This is a genomic window from Pseudomonas sp. PHC1, assembly GCF_046487845.1.
Classification (GTDB): domain Bacteria; phylum Pseudomonadota; class Gammaproteobacteria; order Pseudomonadales; family Pseudomonadaceae; genus Aquipseudomonas; species Aquipseudomonas sputi.
Map to the genome: position 1 here is coordinate 224,824 of NZ_JBJXHJ010000001.1, position 18,041 is coordinate 242,864.

The 18,041-nt window shown below is 61.8% G+C and carries 14 protein-coding genes; 4 read left to right on the plus strand and 10 right to left on the minus strand.

Annotated elements, in window-relative coordinates; genetic code table 11:
* Positions 1 to 63: 63 nt before the first annotated feature.
* From ACKJSM_RS01035 to ACKJSM_RS01080, 10 genes are all read right to left on the minus strand, one after another.
* Positions 64 to 3,093 carry a multidrug efflux RND transporter permease subunit gene (locus ACKJSM_RS01035; protein ID WP_236182412.1) on the minus strand — a complete coding sequence of 1,010 codons (3,030 nt, stop codon included), beginning with the start codon at positions 3,091 to 3,093 and terminating at the stop codon, positions 64 to 66.
* Positions 3,094 to 3,106: 13 nt separating this feature from the next.
* Positions 3,107 to 4,255 carry an efflux RND transporter periplasmic adaptor subunit gene (locus tag ACKJSM_RS01040; protein WP_410236431.1) on the minus strand — a complete coding sequence of 383 codons (1,149 nt, stop codon included), beginning with the start codon at positions 4,253 to 4,255 and terminating at the stop codon, positions 3,107 to 3,109.
* Between the two features lie 147 nt (positions 4,256 to 4,402).
* The gene (locus tag ACKJSM_RS01045) at positions 4,403 to 5,503 is read right to left on the minus strand and encodes a DUF1513 domain-containing protein (RefSeq protein WP_410236432.1); all 1,101 of its coding nucleotides are present in this window, start codon (positions 5,501 to 5,503) and stop codon (positions 4,403 to 4,405) included.
* 14 nt (positions 5,504 to 5,517) lie between these two features.
* Complete coding sequence (locus tag ACKJSM_RS01050; RefSeq protein WP_236182415.1) at positions 5,518 to 6,582, minus strand: imelysin family protein; 1,065 nt, start codon at positions 6,580 to 6,582, stop codon at positions 5,518 to 5,520.
* Between the two features lie 26 nt (positions 6,583 to 6,608).
* Positions 6,609 to 8,036, minus strand: a complete 1,428-nt coding sequence (locus ACKJSM_RS01055; RefSeq protein ID WP_410236433.1) for a di-heme oxidoredictase family protein — start codon at positions 8,034 to 8,036, stop codon at positions 6,609 to 6,611.
* 190 nt (positions 8,037 to 8,226) lie between these two features.
* The gene (locus ACKJSM_RS01060) at positions 8,227 to 9,573 is read right to left on the minus strand and encodes an imelysin family protein (protein WP_236182417.1); all 1,347 of its coding nucleotides are present in this window, start codon (positions 9,571 to 9,573) and stop codon (positions 8,227 to 8,229) included.
* A 197-nt stretch (positions 9,574 to 9,770) separates the two neighbouring features.
* Positions 9,771 to 11,822, minus strand: coding sequence for a putative bifunctional diguanylate cyclase/phosphodiesterase (locus ACKJSM_RS01065; protein ID WP_410236434.1), 2,052 nt, complete (start codon positions 11,820 to 11,822; stop codon positions 9,771 to 9,773).
* A 355-nt stretch (positions 11,823 to 12,177) separates the two neighbouring features.
* A complete protein-coding gene (locus ACKJSM_RS01070) occupies positions 12,178 to 12,774 on the minus strand; it encodes a superoxide dismutase (protein WP_003227660.1) in 597 nt (198 codons plus the stop codon).
* 175 nt (positions 12,775 to 12,949) lie between these two features.
* Positions 12,950 to 13,552, minus strand: a complete 603-nt coding sequence (locus ACKJSM_RS01075; RefSeq protein WP_236182418.1) for a LysE/ArgO family amino acid transporter — start codon at positions 13,550 to 13,552, stop codon at positions 12,950 to 12,952.
* Between the two features lie 5 nt (positions 13,553 to 13,557).
* On the minus strand, positions 13,558 to 13,959 hold the full coding sequence (locus tag ACKJSM_RS01080; protein ID WP_236182419.1) for an ACT domain-containing protein: 402 nt from the start codon (positions 13,957 to 13,959) through the stop codon (positions 13,558 to 13,560).
* A 96-nt stretch (positions 13,960 to 14,055) separates the two neighbouring features.
* Between ACKJSM_RS01080 and ACKJSM_RS01085 the strand changes: the two genes are divergently transcribed.
* The 4 genes from ACKJSM_RS01085 to ACKJSM_RS01100 all read left to right on the plus strand — a co-directional run bounded on the left by ACKJSM_RS01085 (position 14,056) and on the right by ACKJSM_RS01100 (position 18,009).
* Positions 14,056 to 14,943: a LysR family transcriptional regulator ArgP gene (locus ACKJSM_RS01085; RefSeq protein ID WP_236182420.1), complete on the plus strand. Its 888-nt coding sequence runs from the start codon at positions 14,056 to 14,058 to the stop codon at positions 14,941 to 14,943.
* Positions 14,944 to 15,051: 108 nt separating this feature from the next.
* Positions 15,052 to 16,044 carry an NAD-dependent epimerase/dehydratase family protein gene (locus ACKJSM_RS01090; protein ID WP_410236435.1) on the plus strand — a complete coding sequence of 331 codons (993 nt, stop codon included), beginning with the start codon at positions 15,052 to 15,054 and terminating at the stop codon, positions 16,042 to 16,044.
* Between the two features lie 116 nt (positions 16,045 to 16,160).
* The gene (locus ACKJSM_RS01095) at positions 16,161 to 17,036 is read left to right on the plus strand and encodes an ATPase (protein ID WP_236182422.1); all 876 of its coding nucleotides are present in this window, start codon (positions 16,161 to 16,163) and stop codon (positions 17,034 to 17,036) included.
* A gap of 124 nt (positions 17,037 to 17,160) precedes the next feature.
* A complete protein-coding gene (locus tag ACKJSM_RS01100; protein WP_236182423.1) occupies positions 17,161 to 18,009 on the plus strand; it encodes a cache domain-containing protein in 849 nt (282 codons plus the stop codon).
* Positions 18,010 to 18,041 lie beyond the last annotated feature (32 nt).

Genomic DNA, 18,041 nt, shown 5'->3' on the forward strand with positions numbered 1-18,041 from the left:
TCGATTGAAATCTCTTTCTACAAGAACCAAAGGCCTCGCCAATGCGAGGCCTTTTTTATTGCGTCATGGCTTGGGATCGGGTTTCGCCAGCACGGTATAAACGCAAGGCAGGACAAACAGCGTAAATAGCGTCCCGATCGACATCCCCGTGGCAATCACCGTCCCGATGTCGAAGCGACTGACCGCACCGGCACCGGTGGCCAGGATCAGCGGCACCATGCCGAACACCATCGCCGCGGTGGTCATCAACACCGGACGCAGACGAATCGCCGCCGCTTCTTCCACCGCCTCCCGAGGTGTGAGCCCCTTGTCCTTGCGCAACTGGTTGGCGAACTCGACGATCAGGATCCCGTGCTTGCTGATCAGCCCGATCAGCGTCACCAGCCCGACCTGGGTGTAGATGTTCATGCTCGACCAGCCCAGGAACAGCGGAATCAGCGCCCCGCAGATCGACAACGGCACGGTCACCAGAATCACCAGCGGGTCGCGGAAGCTTTCGAACTGCGCCGCAAGCACCAGGAAAATGATCGCCAGCGCCAACGCGAAGGTCACCCACAGCGCGCTGCCTTCCTGGACGAACTGCCGGGAGGCGCCGCCGTAATCGAAGGCAAAACCGGCCGGGGCCTCTTCCCGGGCGATCTGCAACACGGCGTCGATGGCTTCACCCATGCTCACCAGCGGGAACCCGGACAGCTTGGCCGCGTTGAGTTGCTGGAACTGGTTGAGCTGTCGCGGTCGTGCGCGGTCGGTCACGGTGATCAGGGTCGACAGCGGCAGCAGTTCGCCCTGGGTGTTTTTCACGTAGTAGTTGTTCAGCCAGTCCGGGTTGTCGCGGTAGGCCCGTTCGACCTGGGCGATGACCTTGTAGCTGCGGCCTTCGATGGTGAACCGGTTGATTTCCGCCTCGCCCAGCAAAGTCGCCAGCGTACCGCCCAGATCCTGCATCGACACGCCCATCTGCGCCGCCTTGGCGCGGTCGATGTCGACCACCACTTCGGGCTTGTCGAAAGCCAGGTCGAGGTCGACGAAGGCGAACTTGCCCGACTCCATGGCGCGCTTCTTGATCCGGTCGGCCACTTGCAGCAACAGCTCGTAATCGTTGGCGGTGTTGATCACGAACTCGAACGGCAGGCCTTCACCGGTACCGGGCAGGGATGGCAGGTTGAAACCGAAGACCTGCAGACCCGCAATGCCCTCGAGTTTGCCCTGCACTTCGGGGAGGATCTCCATTTGCGTGCGGCTGCGCTCGTTCCACGGCTTGAGCAGGAAACCGCCGATGCCGCTCTGCACCCCGTTATAGCCGTTGATCTGGAACGAGGAGTAGTACTCCGGAAACTCTTTGAAGATCTTGATGAATTCGTCGGTGTAGGTGTTCAGGTAATCGAGGTTGGTCGGTTGCGGGGCGTTGGCCATCATGAAAATGATGCCCTGATCCTCGTCCGGTGCCAGTTCCGACTTGGTGAACTTGAGCAGTACCGGAATCAGGCACAGCACGATCACCGCAAATACCAGCACCACCGGCCGGGTGTTGAGCGTACCGTGCAGCATGCTCTGATAGCGACGCTTGAGGCTGTCGAAAATCCGGTCCAGGCGATGGGCCAGGCCCGTGGGATTTTCGTCATGGCGCAGCAGCATGGCGCACATCATCGGCGACAGGGTCAGGGCAACGACGCCGGAGATCACCACCGCGCCGGCCAGGGTCAACGCAAACTCTTTGAACAGCGCCCCGGTCAGCCCGGTGAGGAACCCGATCGGTGCATACACCGCTGCCAGGGTAATGGTCATCGACACCACCGGCATGGCGATTTCCCGGGCACCTTCGAGCGCGGCCTCCAGCGGTGTCTTGCCTTCCTCGATGTGCCGGTGGATGTTTTCCACCACCACAATCGCGTCGTCCACCACCAGCCCGATGGCCAGCACCATCGCCAGCAGTGTCAGCAGGTTGATCGAGTAGCCCATCATCTGCATGAAGAACATTACGCCGATCATCGACAGCGGAATGGTCACCACCGGAATCACCACTGAACGCAGCGCACCGAGGAACAGGAAAACCACCACGATCACGATCAGCACCGCCTCGAACAGGGTTTTCACCACTTCGTCGATGGAGGCCTGGATGAACAGCGTGGCGTCGTAGGCAATCTCGCTCTTGAGGTTGGGCGGCAGCTGGGCTTCCAGCTCCGGCATGATCTTGCGCACTTCCTTGATCACGTCCAGCGGGTTGGCCCCGGGCGTGGCCTTGATCCCGATGTACACCGAAGGCGTACCGCCGAACGAACTGATCGAGTTGTAGTTCTCCGCGCCCATCTCGACCCGTGCCACATCGCTGAGCAGCACCCGGCTGTCGCCGCTGACCTTGAGCGGGATCTTGCCGAAGGCTTCGGCGGACTTCAGTTCGGTGTTGGCGTTGATGCTGGTGACCACGTACTCGCCTTTCACTTCGCCGGCGGCGGAGAGGAAGTTGTACTGGCGCACCGCGTTGGTCACGTCGCTGGCGCTGAGGCCGAAACCGGCGAGTTTCACCGGGTCGATCCACAGGCGCATGGCGAACACCTGGTTGCCGAGAATCTCCGCCTCGGCCATGCCCGGCAGGGTCGCCAGTTTCGGCTGGATTACCCGCGACAGGTAGTCGGTGATCTGCGGGTTGTTCAGCTCCTTGCTGAAGAAGCTGATGTACATCAGCGCCGAAGCGTCGGCGGCTTCCTTGCTCAGCACCGGATCTTCGGCGTCCTGGGGCAGTTTGTTCTTTACCTCGTTGGCCTTGGCCAGCAGTTCGGTGAACAAGCGGTCGCTGTTGGAGCCGATGCGCGCGTAGATCGAAATCACCGAGAAGTTCTGGCGACTGACCGAGGTCATGTAGTCGATACCCTCGGCACTGGCCAGGCTCTGTTGCATCGGCTGGGTGATATAGCCCTGGATGGTTTCGGCGTTGGCCCCGGGATACGCGGTGGTCACCGTGATCAGGGCGTTTTCCATTTGCGGATACTGGCGCAGCGGCAGCTTGCTCCAGGCCTGGAAGCCCAGCAGCACAATCAGCAGGCTGACCACGGTGGCGAGCACCGGGCGGCGGATGAACGGATCGGTAAAAGCCATGGGGTTTCCTTGATCAGTCGGCGCGGGGCGGACTGTTCTGCTCGCCGAGGGTCTTGTCATCGCTGATGGCAATGTGGGCGCCGTTATCCAGTTTGATCTGGCCGGCCGTCACCACCTGTTCGCCGTTCTGCACGCCCTTGTTGATCATCACCTGGCCATCGCGGCGTTCGCCGGTCTCGACGAACCGACGCTCGGCGATCAGCACCGGTTGGCCCTTGTCGTCTTTTTCGACGGTACCGTCTTCGGCTTTTTTCTGGGTGACCACGTATATCGAGTTGCCGTACAGGGTGTAGGTGATCGCGCTTTCCGGGACCACGACGTGTTTCTGCGGATCCGGCAGCAGCACCTCGACACTGGTGAACATGCCCGGCAGCAACTTGCCGTCCGGGTTGGCGAGGGTGGCGCGCACCAGAATGTTGCGGGTGGTGCTTTCGACGATGGGGTTGATGGCGCTGATGGCGCCGGTGAAGTTCTCGCCGGGATACGCCGCGACCGTGATTTGTACCGGCTGACCGATGGCCAGTTTCGGCACCGACTGCTCGGGCACGTAGAAGTCGGCGTAGAGGCTGCTCAGATCCTGCAGGGTGGCGATCTTGGTGCCGCTGGCGAGGTAGTCGCCGATGTCGACGAGGCGGATGCCGATGATGCCGCTGAAGGGCGCGACGATGCGTTTTTTGGCCAGCGCCGCATTGAGTTGATTGACCGTCGCCTTGTTTTTTTGCAACTGCGCCGAGAGCCGGTCGAATTCGCCTTTGGAGATGGCGCTGCTGCCGACGAGCTGGCTGCCGCGACCGTAATCGAGCTGCGCGAGACCGAGATCGGCCTTGGCGGTTTCGAGGAGGGCGGCTTCGACGGCGCTGTCCAGTTGCAGTAACGGCTGGCCGGCCTTGACCTTCTGCCCCGATTCGAACTTCAGCTCGGTGACGGTGCCGGCGTTCTCCAGGCTCAGGTCGACGCCTTGCAGCGCCTTCAGTGTACCGACGGTGGGCAGGCGCATCTGCCACGGGCGCTCGACGGCCGTGGCCACGGCGACACTGATCGGCGGCTTCGGTTTTGAAAAGCCCTGGATCATCGTATAGATCGAGAAGGCCTTGTAACCGGCGAGAAGCAAAACGATCAGCAGTACAACACCCAACATGATCAGCATGCGGCGACGCAGCATATTTCCAGTTCCTTGGAGAAAATCAGGCGAGACAGGCGGGCACATTACCCCGAGTCCGGCAGGGATTCCAACTGCCAGTTTTTATCGGGTGCGAGGGAGGAAGGTGAAGAAAAGCGGGGCCGCCGACCGAACGGTCGGCGGCGAATTTCAGGCCATCAGATGAAGATGGTTGTCCCAGAGCCCTGCGGGCAAATCCAGTGGTTTAGCCAACAGATCGTCCTGGCGGCAATCGTAGTAGCGGCAGCGTCCCTGACCGGAGGTCACGACAAACCCGTCCTTCACCGCACCGACGCCGGCGCAGTCGGGCAACGGGGCGTCGAGGCGCACTTCGCCGCTGTCCAGGTCCCAGATGAAGAAGCGATTGCCGCGCGGTGCGGTCAGCGCCACCAGACGCAGGTCGCTGTGCACGGCGACGCTGGCGGTGTAATGCCCCATCGACTGCAACTGATGCTCCGGCACCGGGAACGCCACGAATGGCTGGCCGGGACGTTTGATCGCCAGCAGTTCCGAGCGTTCGTGGGAAGGCCCCATGAATTGCTGGCCGGCGACGATGGTGCCGTCGCTGGCGATCCCCAGGTGGCGCACGCTGTTCATCTGTTGGGCGAGGGTTTCCTTGCTCAGCAGGGTGCCGTCGCGTTGCATCAGCACCAGACTCGGTTCCATGGCGTCGAGGTTCATGTCGACCCGGCTTTCGGCCTCGGTGCGGATCCCGCCGTTGGCCACCACCAGGGTTTCACCGTCGGGCATCCATGACACCTGATGCGGGCCGAGGCCGTGGGTGGAAATCTCGCCGCTGTGCACCAGTCGTTCGCCTTCGAATTTGTACACGCCGAGCAGGCCACGGCCCGGATCGGTGGTGTCGTTTTCGGTGGCGTACAGGTAGTCGCCGCTGTGGTGGATTACCGCGTGGCCGTAGAAATGCCGGTTCGGCTGCGACGTCACGGTTTGCAGCAATGCGCCGTTGCGCAAGTCGATCAGGTAGCTCTCGGTGCCCGGTCGGCGGGCGACGAACAGCGCGATCGGCAGCGTCGGGTGATTGATGATGTCGTGGCAGCGCTGGCCGACTTCGGTGGCAAACACCTTCGTGCCGTCCAGCCGATAACCGACGGCGTAGTGCTTGCCGTCGGTGTCGTCCCGCGCCGACAGCAGCAGCGGGCTTTGGTCCTTGCGTTTGAACAGCGTCCAGCCGCCCAGTGTCACTGCTCCCAGCAGCAAACTACCTAAAGTCAGAGCCTGGCGTCGCAGCATGGCACGTGCCCTCATCAGTCACCGTCGTTGGCGTTGAAGCCCAGTTGGATGCCCAGCGCCTTGGCCAATTCGCCTTCGTGCAGGCGGTGGACGACGTTGAGGCTGTCGTAGATGTCGTTGAGCTGCTGACGACCGGCGTCATCGTTGAGCATTTCGGTCAACGAGCGCTGGGTGCTGTCGAACAGTTTGAGCGAGGCTGCGTACGCGGCGTCGATCTTGTCCGCCAGCGGCTTTTGCTCAGCCGGCAGCAGGCCGCGCAGGCCTTTGTTGTCGACGCCTTCCCAGACGGTTTTGGCAGCCGCCAGGCTGGCTTCGAGCGCTTCCATGGACGACTGGCTGCGCCATGCGTCAGCCTGGAACGGCTGGGGCACGCCCTTGCTCTGGCGGCCCATCGGCGTGCCGAGTTTTTTCTTCAGGGTGTCGAGGGCGGTGACCTGTACCCGCAGCAGATCGGCGATCGCTTCGTGGGAGTCGGCGTAGCGCTGGTTCGGGAATTTGCTCATCTGCGCGAGCATGCCGTCGGTGTTGTTCCAGCTGTTGAGGATCTCTTCGGCCAGTTGTTTCTGACGCTCGCCGATGGCTACCAGCAGCGGGCAGTATTTGGCTTTCTGCGCGTCGTTGGCCACGTCAGGCTTGGCGTCGAACAGGATGTACTCGTAGGCGGACAGGCCTTGAACCACGACGCTGGACTTGGCCAGGGCGGCGGCGTCGATCTGCGGTTGCGCGGTGACCAGCTGCTCGACCTGACGGCCGACCAGGTTCTTCTTGTCCGGCCAGAACTGCACCTGCCACGAGCGATTGCCTTCGGCCAGCGGGCCGATCAGCAGCGGTTGCAGCTCGGCCCAGGCTTTCTGTGCATGCAGGAAGTCGGCACGGGCGGTGTCCAGCGTCTCTTTGCCCTGGCAGTAGGCGAGGGCGCTGACGGCCAGTTGCTTGTCGGCTTCGACCCAGCGGGTGTAGGTCGGCAGGATCACCGATTTGGCGATGGCCGCCGAGGTGACGGCTTGCGGATCCTGCGGCGAGCACGCGCCGAGGGCCAGTGCGGCAAGGCTGGTGAACAACAGCTTGGGACGGAACATGTCGGGCTCCCGATTCTTTTAAGTGTTTAAAGTGAGTTCAAGAACGCCAGCAGCGCGGCACGCTGCTCGGCATTGAAAGACAAAACCTGTTGCTGCGCCGCCTTCGCTTCGCCGCCATGCCAGAGCACCGCTTCGAGCAGGTTGCGGGCGCGGCCGTCATGCAGAAACTGGGTGTGGCCACTGACCGTCTGCGTCAGGCCGATACCCCACAGCGGCGGGGTGCGCCAGTCGCGGCCGGAAGCCTGGAATTCAGTGCGGTTGTCCGCCAGGCCTTCGCCCATGTCGTGCAGCAGCAGATCGCTGTACGGGCGAATCACTTGATGGGCCAGTTCAGGTTCGGCCGCGTTGGCGGCGGTTGTGTATTTCGGTGTGTGACAGGACTGGCAGCCCGCCTGGAAAAACAGATTCTTGCCGGCCAGCACCTGCGCATCGTTGACTCCACGACGGGCGGGAACCGCGAGGTTGCGGCTGTAGAACAGCACCAGGCGCAGGATGTTGTCGCTGACTTCCGGTTCGCCGTCCGGGCCGTTGCCGTTCGGCGCCCGTTTGCAGGCGGTTTGCGCGTCGGTGCAGTCATCAAACGGCCTCAGGCTGGTGGTCAGGCCCATATCACCCGAAAACGCGTGAACATTTTGTTGATTGAGGTTGGGTTGGCCGGCTTTCCAGCCAAATCGCCCCATGACGGTCTTTTGCTGCGCGTCATCCCAGACCCGGTTTGGCCGGCCGTTGATGCCGTTGTTCTCTTTGGCCTGCGCGGCGGCGTTGGCGAGGATCGCTTCCTCAGGGATGGCTTCGAGCAGGCCCAGGCCGATCATCGGTGGCGCAACACGGGCCGAGAAACGCGTGTCCGGGTGCATCGGGCCGTAGCCGAGCTGGGTGATCTGCAGGACCGGTTTGCGCAATTCGACTTCAGTGCCGTCCTTGAAGCGGACCGGCACCGGCGTGTAGTCGACCCGCACCTTGCCTTCCGGCGTGACGCCTGGCACGGCCATGTCCTGAAACTGCCCGCCGTAGACCGGCTCGGGCACCACACCGACCTGCTCGATCAATTTGGCGTACTGCGGCGCATCGGGGATCGACAGGCGCACCAGCATCGACACCGCGTTGGCCGCATCCGGCGTCGGTGGATGACCGCGGCCGTCCTTGATGTGGCAGTTCTGGCAGGCGTTGGTGTTGAACAGCGGGCCAAGGCCGTCACGGGCCGTGGTGGTCGATGGCGCAATCACCCAAGGGTTGCGAAAGAAACTGTTGCCGACGCTGAAGTCCACCCGGCGCGAGGGCGGCAGGTTGGCGGACGGCAGGGAGAACGCGTTCTGATCGCTCTTGCGCACGGTCGCCGCGCCACCGGAACGGGCCTCACCCGGCCCGGCCTTGGTGAAACGCGGGGCGTCATCGCAGGCACTCAGGCCCAGGGCCAGAAACAGTGCGGTCAAGCGAAGAGGCAGCGAGGGCATCAGACTTCCTGCAAGAAGGGCAAAATCAAAGGCGCAAAGTCTAACAGGGCGCGGGGGTTTGAATAAGAGGAATTATCGTTTGCTTGATTTGCGCCAGGGGTACTGAGCATCCCCACGCGGACAGTTCGACGTGGGAACGACCAGCAAAAAGGCGACCCGAAGGTCGCCTTTTTTAACGCGGACGCTGTGATCAGAACTCGTGATCGGCGTTGTCCGGGTTCAGGTCGCTGATGCCCAGCTTGCCGGCAGCGGCTTCGATCGAACCGGTCTGCTTGACCAGCGAAGCGATCGCGTCGCGGACGATCTGGTTGCCGGCGGTGTTGCCGGCAGCGATCAGCTGGTCGTAGTGCTCACCCTTGTTGGCGTGATCGACCATGACCTGGATCTTGGCTTCGGTGGCAGCCAGATCGGCTTTCAGCGCGGTGTCGGCAGCCGGGTCGACCTTGGCCACCAGCGACGACAGGCTGGCGCCGGTCAGTTTGGTGCCGTCGACACGGGTGTACTCGCCCAGGTAAACGTTACGAATGCCTTTGGCATCGTAGAAGTGCGAGTTGTGGGTGTTGTCGCTGAAGCAATCCTGTTCGTCTTCCGGGGAATTCGCTTCCAGGGACACCTTCATGCGCTCGCCAGCCAGCTCGCCCAGGGACAGGCTGCCCATGCCGAACAGCATTTTGCGCAGGCCGCTTTCAGCCGGTTCGGCTTCCAGGGTGGCGCGGTAGTTGTCGGCCACGTTCGGCTTCCAGTTGGCGACCATTTCTTCCAGGTCGCTGACCAGCAGTTGAGTCACGGCTTTCAGGTAGGCACGACGACGGTCGTTGTGACCGCCAGTGGCGCCTTTGCCTTCCAGGTAGTCCGAAGCCGGACGGTTGCCGGCGCCAGGGCCGGTGCCGTTCAGGTCCTGGCCCCAGAGCAGGAATTCGATGGCGTGGTAGCCGGTGGCGACGTTGGCTTCGGAACCGCCCAGCTCGTTCAGGCTGGCGAGTTTTTCCGGGGTGATGTCCTTGACGTCGACCTTGTCTTCGCCGACCTGCACTTCGGTGTTGGCGATGATGTTGGCGGTGGCGCCCGGGTTGCCCAGTGCGTGCTCGTAGGATTTGTCGACGTAGTCGATCAGGCCTTCGTCCAGGGGCCAGGCGTTCACCTGACCTTCCCAGTCGTCGATGATGGTGTTGCCGAAGCGGAAGACTTCGCTCTGCAGGTAAGGAACGCGGGCGGCGACCCAGGCAGCCTTGGCGGCTTTCAGGGTGTCGTCGTTCGGCTTGGCGAGGAACGCGTCGATGGCGGTTTGCAGGGTTTTTGCGGTGGATTCGGCATCGCTGTAAACGGCGAAGACCATATCGGCGTAGTGCGAGACAACGGCTTTGCCGGCGGCTTCGTCGACTTTACTGGCAGCAGCAGGCGCAGCCGGTGCAGCGGTGCTCGCAGCCGGAGTCGGCGCAGGAGCGGCGGCCTTTTCTTTGTCTTTACCTTCGCCGCAACCGGCGAGGGAAATAGCGATGGCCAGCAGACTGGCGGTAGCCAGAGGCATACGAATCATGGCGAACATCCTGCTTCGGTAATTGTGAGTGGACAGGCGCGGGGGCGCGCAAAGCTGCGACATAATGCAAATCTTTCGCATTATGTGTAAAGGGTTGTAGCTGGAAATATTTCTTATTTGCACGGGGTTTGCGCTGGATCAACAGCGCAGACCGCACCCGGCGGATCAAGGGGTTCGCCGGGCTTGGCAAGAAGATTTCAGAGGATGGCCGCGTTGCTGCGCTGGGCCTGCTTGAGATAAATGCTCAACTCGCGCGCCGGCAGCGGTTTGCTGTAGTGGTAGCCCTGACCTTCGTGGCAGCCTTCGGAAATGATGTAGGTTTCCTGTTCGGCGGTTTCCACGCCCTCGGCGATCACCTGCATGCCCAGGCTTTTGCCCAGTTGAATGATGGCGCGAACGATGGTCGCGTCATCGTCGTCATCCAGCAGATCCTGGACGAAGCTCTTGTCGATCTTGATCTTGTCCAGCGGCAGGCTCTTGAGATAACTCAGCGAGGAATAGCCAGTGCCGAAGTCGTCGATAGCGATCAAGGCGCCGGAGCGGCGCAGGCTCAGCAGGTGCTGGGCGGCGGTGCTGATGTCTTCCATCAGGCCGGTTTCGGTGACTTCCAGCTCCAGGCTGCGCGGCGGCAGGCGGTACATCTGCAACAGGTTGTTGACCACCCGCGGCAGTTCGGCGTGGTGCAGTTGCACGGTGGACAGGTTGACCGCCATGCGCAGGTCGACGAAGCCCTGATCGTGCCAGTCGCGCAGCTGCTTGCAGGCCTGATCCAGAACCCATTCGCCGATGGCAATGATGGTGCCGTTCTGTTCCGCCAGCGGGATGAACAGGTCCGGCGGCACCAGACCGTGTTCCGGATGCTGCCAGCGGATCAATGCCTCGACCCCTACCACGCGGTGATCGCGGTAGCTGATCTGCGGCTGATAGACGAGGTAGAACTGGTCGCGCAACAGCGCATCGCGCAGGTCTTTTTCCAGTTCGCGGCGTCGGCGCATCTCGCTGTCGACACTCGCGATGTAGAACTGATAGCGGTTGCGCGAGCGGGTCTTGGCCAAGGTCATGGTCTGTTCGGCTTTCTGCAACAGCTTTTCGGTGCTGTCGCCGTCCTCCGGGAACAGGGTGATACCGATGGTGGCGCGCAGGCGAATCTCTTGATGATCGAGGGCGAACGGGGCTTCCAGGTCATCAAGGATACTTTGCGCCAGTTCCGCCGCTTCGTAGGGTTGCTCGATATCGGCCTGCACCAGGGCGAACTGGTCGCCGCCGAGACGGGCGAGGGCGCCGAGGCGACCGCTGTGGGCGCGTAGCCGGTCAGCCAGGGCGAGCAATAACTGGTCGCCGGTCTGGTAGCTGAATTGTTCGTTGATACCTTTGAAATCGTCCAGACCTACGCAAAGCACGGCGACCCGGCGTTGCAGCTTGCCGGCATCCACCAGAATCTTGTCCAGTTGCTGCTGCAATTGCTGGCGGTTCGGCAGGCCGGTCAGGAAGTCGTACTGGGCCATGCGCAGCAAGCTGTTTTCCGCTTCGTGGCGCAGGTGGGTGTTGCGTTCGATGGATTCGAGCAACTGGTTGGCGGTGTTGATCCAGATCCCCAGTTCGTTTTTTTCGTGGCCCTTGAGCTGCGGAATCTTGTGTTCGCTGGGGCGGTCAGGGTTGATCTCGGTGAGGTGTTCGATGATCCGCGACAGCGGTTTGGTCAGCAGCCAGTGATAGACCAGATACAGCACCAGGCCCATGGCCAGGGCGCGCAACACGCCGGAAATGAAGATGATCACCGAACTGACGATGAAACCCTGACCGTAGATGGCTGTGTCGAGGGTGATGCTCAGGTCGCCGTAATACTCGCTGTAGGGCCCGCGCCCCACCAGTTGGGTGGTGAACGTGCGCTCCTGGCCGAGGATCAGGTCGGTCAGCCAGCGGCTGTTGGACTGCTGCAGCTCACGCGACTTTTGCGCGAGCATGGCTTCGTTGGGATGACCGATGGAGGCCTGGCGCACGGCGTCATCCTGGAACAGGCCTTCGATCACCTGCATGCCCATCTCCCGGTCCAGGCTGTAGACGGCCTGGGTGGAGGGATCGCGGAACATGTCGAGGATGCGTTCGGCATCGCCGGCAACGGCCTGGCGTGTTTTATAGGCATCGAACACGATCTGTGCGCAGCTCAAGACCACGCCGACGATCAATGCCGACAGGAGCACGACCCGGAGCAACTTCACCGACAAGCTGTTCTTGAGTTCCAGCTTCAAAGGGTTATTCCTTGTTCCGTGCGGGTAGCGTCAAGTTGCCATGAGTATTGGCAATCCCGTGTTGGCAGTCAAAGGGACAATCGAGCCGCAGAATATTTGTCCGTGGCCTTGGCCGAAATGCTGCTGTCTGGAGTCTTTGCCCTGGTTGTACTGTGTCGGTAGTTTCGGTCTCCAACTTGAGGGGCGTCGGACAATTTTTCCTTTTTTTGATGTTAGTCCGCCGTGGCCTGGGAGCAAGGGGAGAAGGGCTGCATCAGATGTGGGAAAAGGCCCTGTTTGCGATGCAACGCACCCACGATGATTTTCGCAGGTATAAAAAAACCCGGCAAAGCCGGGTTTTTGTCTGGCGTGCAGCTTAAGCGGTGAAGGTCTTGCCTTCGAACTGCTCGGCCACGAACTTCCAGTTGACCAGGTTCCAGAACGCCTCGACGTACTTCGGACGCAGGTTGCGATAGTCGATGTAGTAAGCGTGTTCCCAGACGTCGCAGGTCAGCAGCGGGGTGTCGCCGCTGGTCAGCGGGTTGCCGGCGCCGATGGTGCTGGCCAGCGCCAGGGAACCGTCAGCCTTTTTCACCAGCCAGCCCCAGCCGGAACCGAAGGTGCCGATCGAGGTTTTGCTGAACTCTTCCTTGAACTTGTCGAACGAACCGAACGCCGCGTTGATGGCTTCAGCCAGTGCGCCGGTTGGTTGACCGCCGGCATTTGGCGCCAGGCAGTTCCAGTAGAAGGTGTGGTTCCAGACCTGAGCGGCGTTGTTGAAGATGCCGCCCGAGGAAGTCTTGACGATCTCTTCCAGGGTCTTGCCTTCGAACTCGGTGCCTGGCACCAGGTTGTTCAGGTTCACGACGTAGGTGTTGTGGTGCTTGTCGTGGTGGAATTCCAGGGTTTCCTTGGAAATGTGCGGCTGCAGGGCATCGTGTGCGTAAGGCAGCGGCGGCAATTCGAAAGCCATGATGATTCTCCTAATCAGGTCTGTTGCGGTGAGCGCAAGGCCGATCACGGGCGGCCAGAAATGCACCGGCGAGTTTTTACTCTTTGCGGCGCAGGGTTCGGATCATAGCACCGGGGGTGCGGCTTAACCACGCAACAACTGTGTGGGATAGAGGTTCCAGAGCTGTTTGGAATAATCACGAAGCCAGAATGAGCTGACCCGCCACGGTGAACATCATCACCGCCACCAACAGATCGAGAATCCGCCAGGTACTCGGCCGTGCCAGCCATGGTGCGAGCCATGCCGCGCCGAACGCCAGGGTAAAGAACCACAGCAGCGAAGCACTCGCCGCGCCCACGACATAAGCGCCGGGCACCGACTGTTGCGCACCGAGAGAACCGATCAGCAAAACGGTGTCGAGATAGACGTGCGGATTGAGCAGCGTCACCGCCAGTGCACTGAGCATTACCGCCCGCAGCGAACGCACAGTCTGGTTTTCACCCTGTTGCAGGCTCTGTTTCGAGCAGGCCCGGCGCAGCGCCTGGCTGCCGTACCAGATCAGGAACACCGCGCCGCCCCAGCGGGCAACTGCCAGCAATGTCGGGTTCTGCGCCAGCACCGTGGCCAGACCGAACACGCCGGCCGCCACCAGCAGCGCATCGCAGGTGACGCACAGCGCGGCGACCGGCAAGTGATGTTCACGCCGCAGGCTCTGGGCCAGGACAAAGGCATTTTGCGTGCCGATCGCCATGATCAGCCCGAACGCCACCAGCAAACCATTGGTATAGCTTTGCCACATGACGATTACTCCGCGTGGGCTGCGAGGTCGCGCAGCACTTGCATGGCACGTTCGGCGTCGGCCTGACCGACGAACAGATGATCGTGGTAAAAGCCGGCGATCACGTTACAGCTGATCCCGGCCTTGCCCAGTGCGGTGGCGAAGGCGGCAGTCAGGCCGACCGCTTCCAGCGCCGAATGCACGTTCAGGGTGATCCACGCCGCAACGTAGTCGAAGCTGAAACCGGCGCGCTCGGCGTGAGAGCGTTCGAGAATGACCGTCAGACCTTCCTGTTCACGGAAACTGCCGACGATCTCCAGACCGCTCGGCAACTGGCCGTCGCGCAGGGTGCAGAACACGTATTCGCCGGCATTGAGCTGAGGGTTCATGCTGCGCAGCAGGGTGGTCAACGCGGTTTCGCCAGCCATGGGGGTGGTCCTTGATAAAGAGTGCTTGCTGGCTATTCTCCCGGTTGAGGCTGTATAAGAAAAACCAATAGTGCTGATCGCTCATTAGGAAAACTGATGTTCGACTACAAATTGCTCTCCGCTCTGGCCGCCGTGGTCGAGCAGGCCGGATTCGAACGGGCGGCGCAGGTGCTGGGCCTTTCGCAATCGGCGATTTCCCAGCGGATCAAACTGCTGGAAGCGCGGGTCGGCCAGCCGGTTCTGGTGCGCGGCACGCCGCCGTCGCCGACCGAGATCGGCCGGCGCCTGCTCAACCATGTGCAGCAGGTACGCCTGCTCGAACGGGATTTGCAGACGCTGGTACCGGCGCTGGACGAAGAGGGCCTGCCGGAGCGCCTGCGCATCGCTCTGAATGCCGACAGCCTCGCCACCTGGTGGGCCGAGGCGGTGGGCGATTTCTGCGCCGAACAACATCTGTTGCTGGACCTGATCGTCGAAGACCAGACCGTCGGCCTCAAACGCATGCGCGCCGGTGAAGTGGCCGCTTGCCTGTGCGCCAGCGAACGGCCGGTGGCGGGTGCACGCAGCGTATTGCTCGGGGCGATGCGCTATCGAGCGCTGGCCAGCCCGGCGTTCATTGAACGGCACTTTCCCGAGGGTGTGCGGGCCGAACAGCTACCGCGCACCCCGGCGCTGGTGTTCGGCCCGGACGATTTTCTCCAGCATCGTTACCTCGCGTCCCTCGGCGTCGATGGCGGTTTCGAACATCACCTGTGCCCGTCGTCCGAGGGGTTCATCCGCCTGACCGAAGCGGGACTCGGCTGGGGACTGGTGCCGGAATTACAGGTGCGCGAGCAACTGGAGCGCGGCGTACTGCGCGAACTGTTGCCAGATAAACCGATCGACGTGCCCTTGTACTGGCATCATTGGCGCAATGGCGGTCAATTGCTCGGGCTGTTGACCGAGCAATTGGTGCGCTCGTCGGCGCAATGGCTGGTGGCCTGAAAGCAGCTGCGAGCGTCAAGCTGCAAGCGCCAAGTAAAGCGCTTGCGTACTGTTTTTACCTTGCAGCTCGAAGCTTGAAGCTTGCAGCTGGTTTTGTTGGAGCTCTACATGAAAATTCTGGTCACCGGCGCAAGCGGCTTCATTGGCGGACGCTTTGCGCGTTTCGCCCTGGAGCAGGGCCTGGACGTGCGGGTCAACGGTCGCCGGGCCGAGGGTGTCGAGCATCTGGTGCGTCGCGGGGCCGAGTTCGTTCAAGGCGATTTGAGCGATCCGGATCTGGTGCGTGCGCTATGCAGCGATGTCGAAGCCGTGGTGCATTGCGCCGGCGCGGTCGGTTTGTGGGGCCGTTATCAGGACTTCCATCAGGGCAACGTGCAGGTCACCGAAAACGTGGTCGAGGCCTGCCTGAAACAACGGGTTCGGCGGCTGGTGCATCTGTCGTCGCCATCGATCTACTTTGACGGTCGCGACCATCTCGGCCTGACCGAGGAGCAAGTGCCAAAACGCTTCAAGCATCACTATGCGGCGACCAAATACCTGGCCGAGCAAAAGGTCTTCGGCGCCCAGGAATTCGGCCTCGAAACCCTCGCCCTGCGCCCGCGCTTCGTCACCGGCGCCGGCGACATGAGCATCTTTCCGCGCCTGCTGAACATGCAGCGCAAAGGCCGTCTGGCGATCATCGGCAACGGGCTGAACAAGGTCGATTTCACCAGCGTGCACAACCTCAATGAAGCATTGCTCAGCAGCCTGCTGGCCGATGCTTCCGCGCTGGGCAAGGCCTACAACATCAGCAACGGCGCCCCGGTGCCGCTGTGGGATGTGGTCAATTACGTGATGCGCAAGATGGAAGTCCCACAGGTCACCCAGTACCGTTCCTACGGGCTGGCCTACAGCGTGGCGGCGCTCAACGAAGGTGTGTGCAAGCTCTGGCCCGGGCGTCCCGAGCCGACCCTGTCGCGCCTGGGCATGCAGGTGATGAACAAAAATTTCACCCTCGACATCAGTCGCGCCCGGCATTATCTGGACTACGATCCGAAAGTCAGTCTGTGGACGGCCCTTGATGAGTTCTGTGGCTGGTGGAAGGCTCAGGACATTCGTTGATACGAATCTGCCGGCCGGCACTGAACCGCGCCACGGCTTGAGGGTCAACCCCAGCGGCCGCGGGGTTTATACTTCGCGCCAATCTGCCATCACCGCGTTCCACAAAGGTTGCCTCAATGTCCATGCGTAACGATGCCCACGACGATTTCGACGATGTACCGAGCCTGCGCGCCGATACCCTCGATGACGACGATTTTCCGGTCACCGCCCGCACCTCCGTGCATTCGCGCACGCCGCCGGTGGTCAGGGTCAAGGCCGCCAGCACCGGGCCATTGTGGGCACTGGTTGGCGCATTGTTCTTCGCATTCATCGGTCTGGCCTGGTGGAGCTTCCAGCAGATTTCGCTGATGGAGCAGCAACTGGTGGCGACCCAGGAAAGTTTCGCGCGCATCAGTGAGGAAGCCGCGGGGCGCCTGCAGGACATTTCCGGCAAGGTCGTGGCCAGCCAGACCAACGTCACCACCGACAGCGAAGCCCTGAAGCAGCAGATCAAACAGCTGCAAAGCGCTCTTCAGGATCAGAGCAAACAGCAGCAGGGCGTGGCCGGGCAGGCAAGCGATCTGGACAAGCGCCTGGCGCAGATGACCGCCCAGACCACCGAACAGCAGACCGCCAACACCCAGTTGCAGGCCCAGGTCAAAGCCCTGAGCACCGAACTGGCGACCCTCAAAAGCACGCCGGCCGACACCAGCAAGGTCGACGCCCAGCTCAAGAGTCTCGATGCTCAGGTCAAAGGCTTCGATGCGCAGTTCAAGAGCCTCGGTGCCGACATCACGGCCCTGAAAAAACAAGGCAATCCGAGCGCCGCCATCGACCGTCTGGAGCAGGAAATCGTCATTCTCAAGAGCGAGCAGGACAATCGTCCGGCCGCTGCGCAGGGGGGCACCAGCACTGCCGAGTTCGACGCGTTCCGAGCGCAGATGACCCGCAACATCAACACCCTGCAAGCGCAGATCCAGAACCTGCAACGGCAACTCAACGCCCGTCCGTAAGCCTCCTGTGCGGCGAGGGCGCGAACGCCCTCGCCGCAGCAACATTCAGAAGCTTTCTGAATAGCCGTACATGGCCTCAAGCCGTCTACGCTCTTGAAACACCAACAAGAACGAGGGATGCGTCATGGGGTTTGTGCAAAAACTGGCCTGGCTCGGCGCGGTACTGCTGTTGAGTTTCGGTCAGGCCAACGCGGCCACCACCGAAAAAGACGACAGCAAGGCCGCCATCGCCTTGCTGGAAAAGGCTCTGGCCTATTACCACGACAACGGCGACAAGGCGTTTGCGGCGTTCAGCCGTCAGGGCGAATTCGTCGACAAGGACCGCTACGTGTTCGTGGTCGACACCAAGGGCGTGATGCTCGCCAGCGGTGGGCCGTCGTCGGCATTGATCGGGCGCGACGTGAGCGAAGTGCTCGGGCCGGACTTGCAGAAGTCCTTCAAGGACGCCTTGAAAGTGCCGGAAGGCAACGGCATCCAGCAGGCCGAATACCGCTGGCAGAACTGGTCCGACGGCAAGGTCGAGCGCAAGCACGTTTACTATCAGCGCATCGGTCAGCGGATTCTGGCGGTGGGTTATTACTTGCCGCGCGCGTCGGCGGAGCAGGCCAAAGCGTTGCTCGACAAGGCTGCTGCCGATTTGACCAAGGACGAGAAGGGCACGCTGTCAGCGATCAATTCGCTCAAGGGCGGTTATTTGCAAGACGACTTGTATGTGTTCGTGGTCAATCTCGACAACCACCGCTACGTCGCCCACGGCACCAACCTGCGGCTGATCAACACCGATTTCGCCAAGGTCGAGGACCCGGAAGGCAAGCCGGTGGGCGAACCGATTCTGGCGCTGATCGGCAAGCAGGATGAGGGCGAGTACGAATACCGCTGGAAAAACCCGGTGACCGGCAAGGTCGAGGACAAGCATGCCTACCTGAAGAAAGTCGGGAATCTGCTGGTGGCGGTCGGTTATTACAGTGCTTGATTCCTCAACGCTCCCACGCAGCCCGTGGGAGC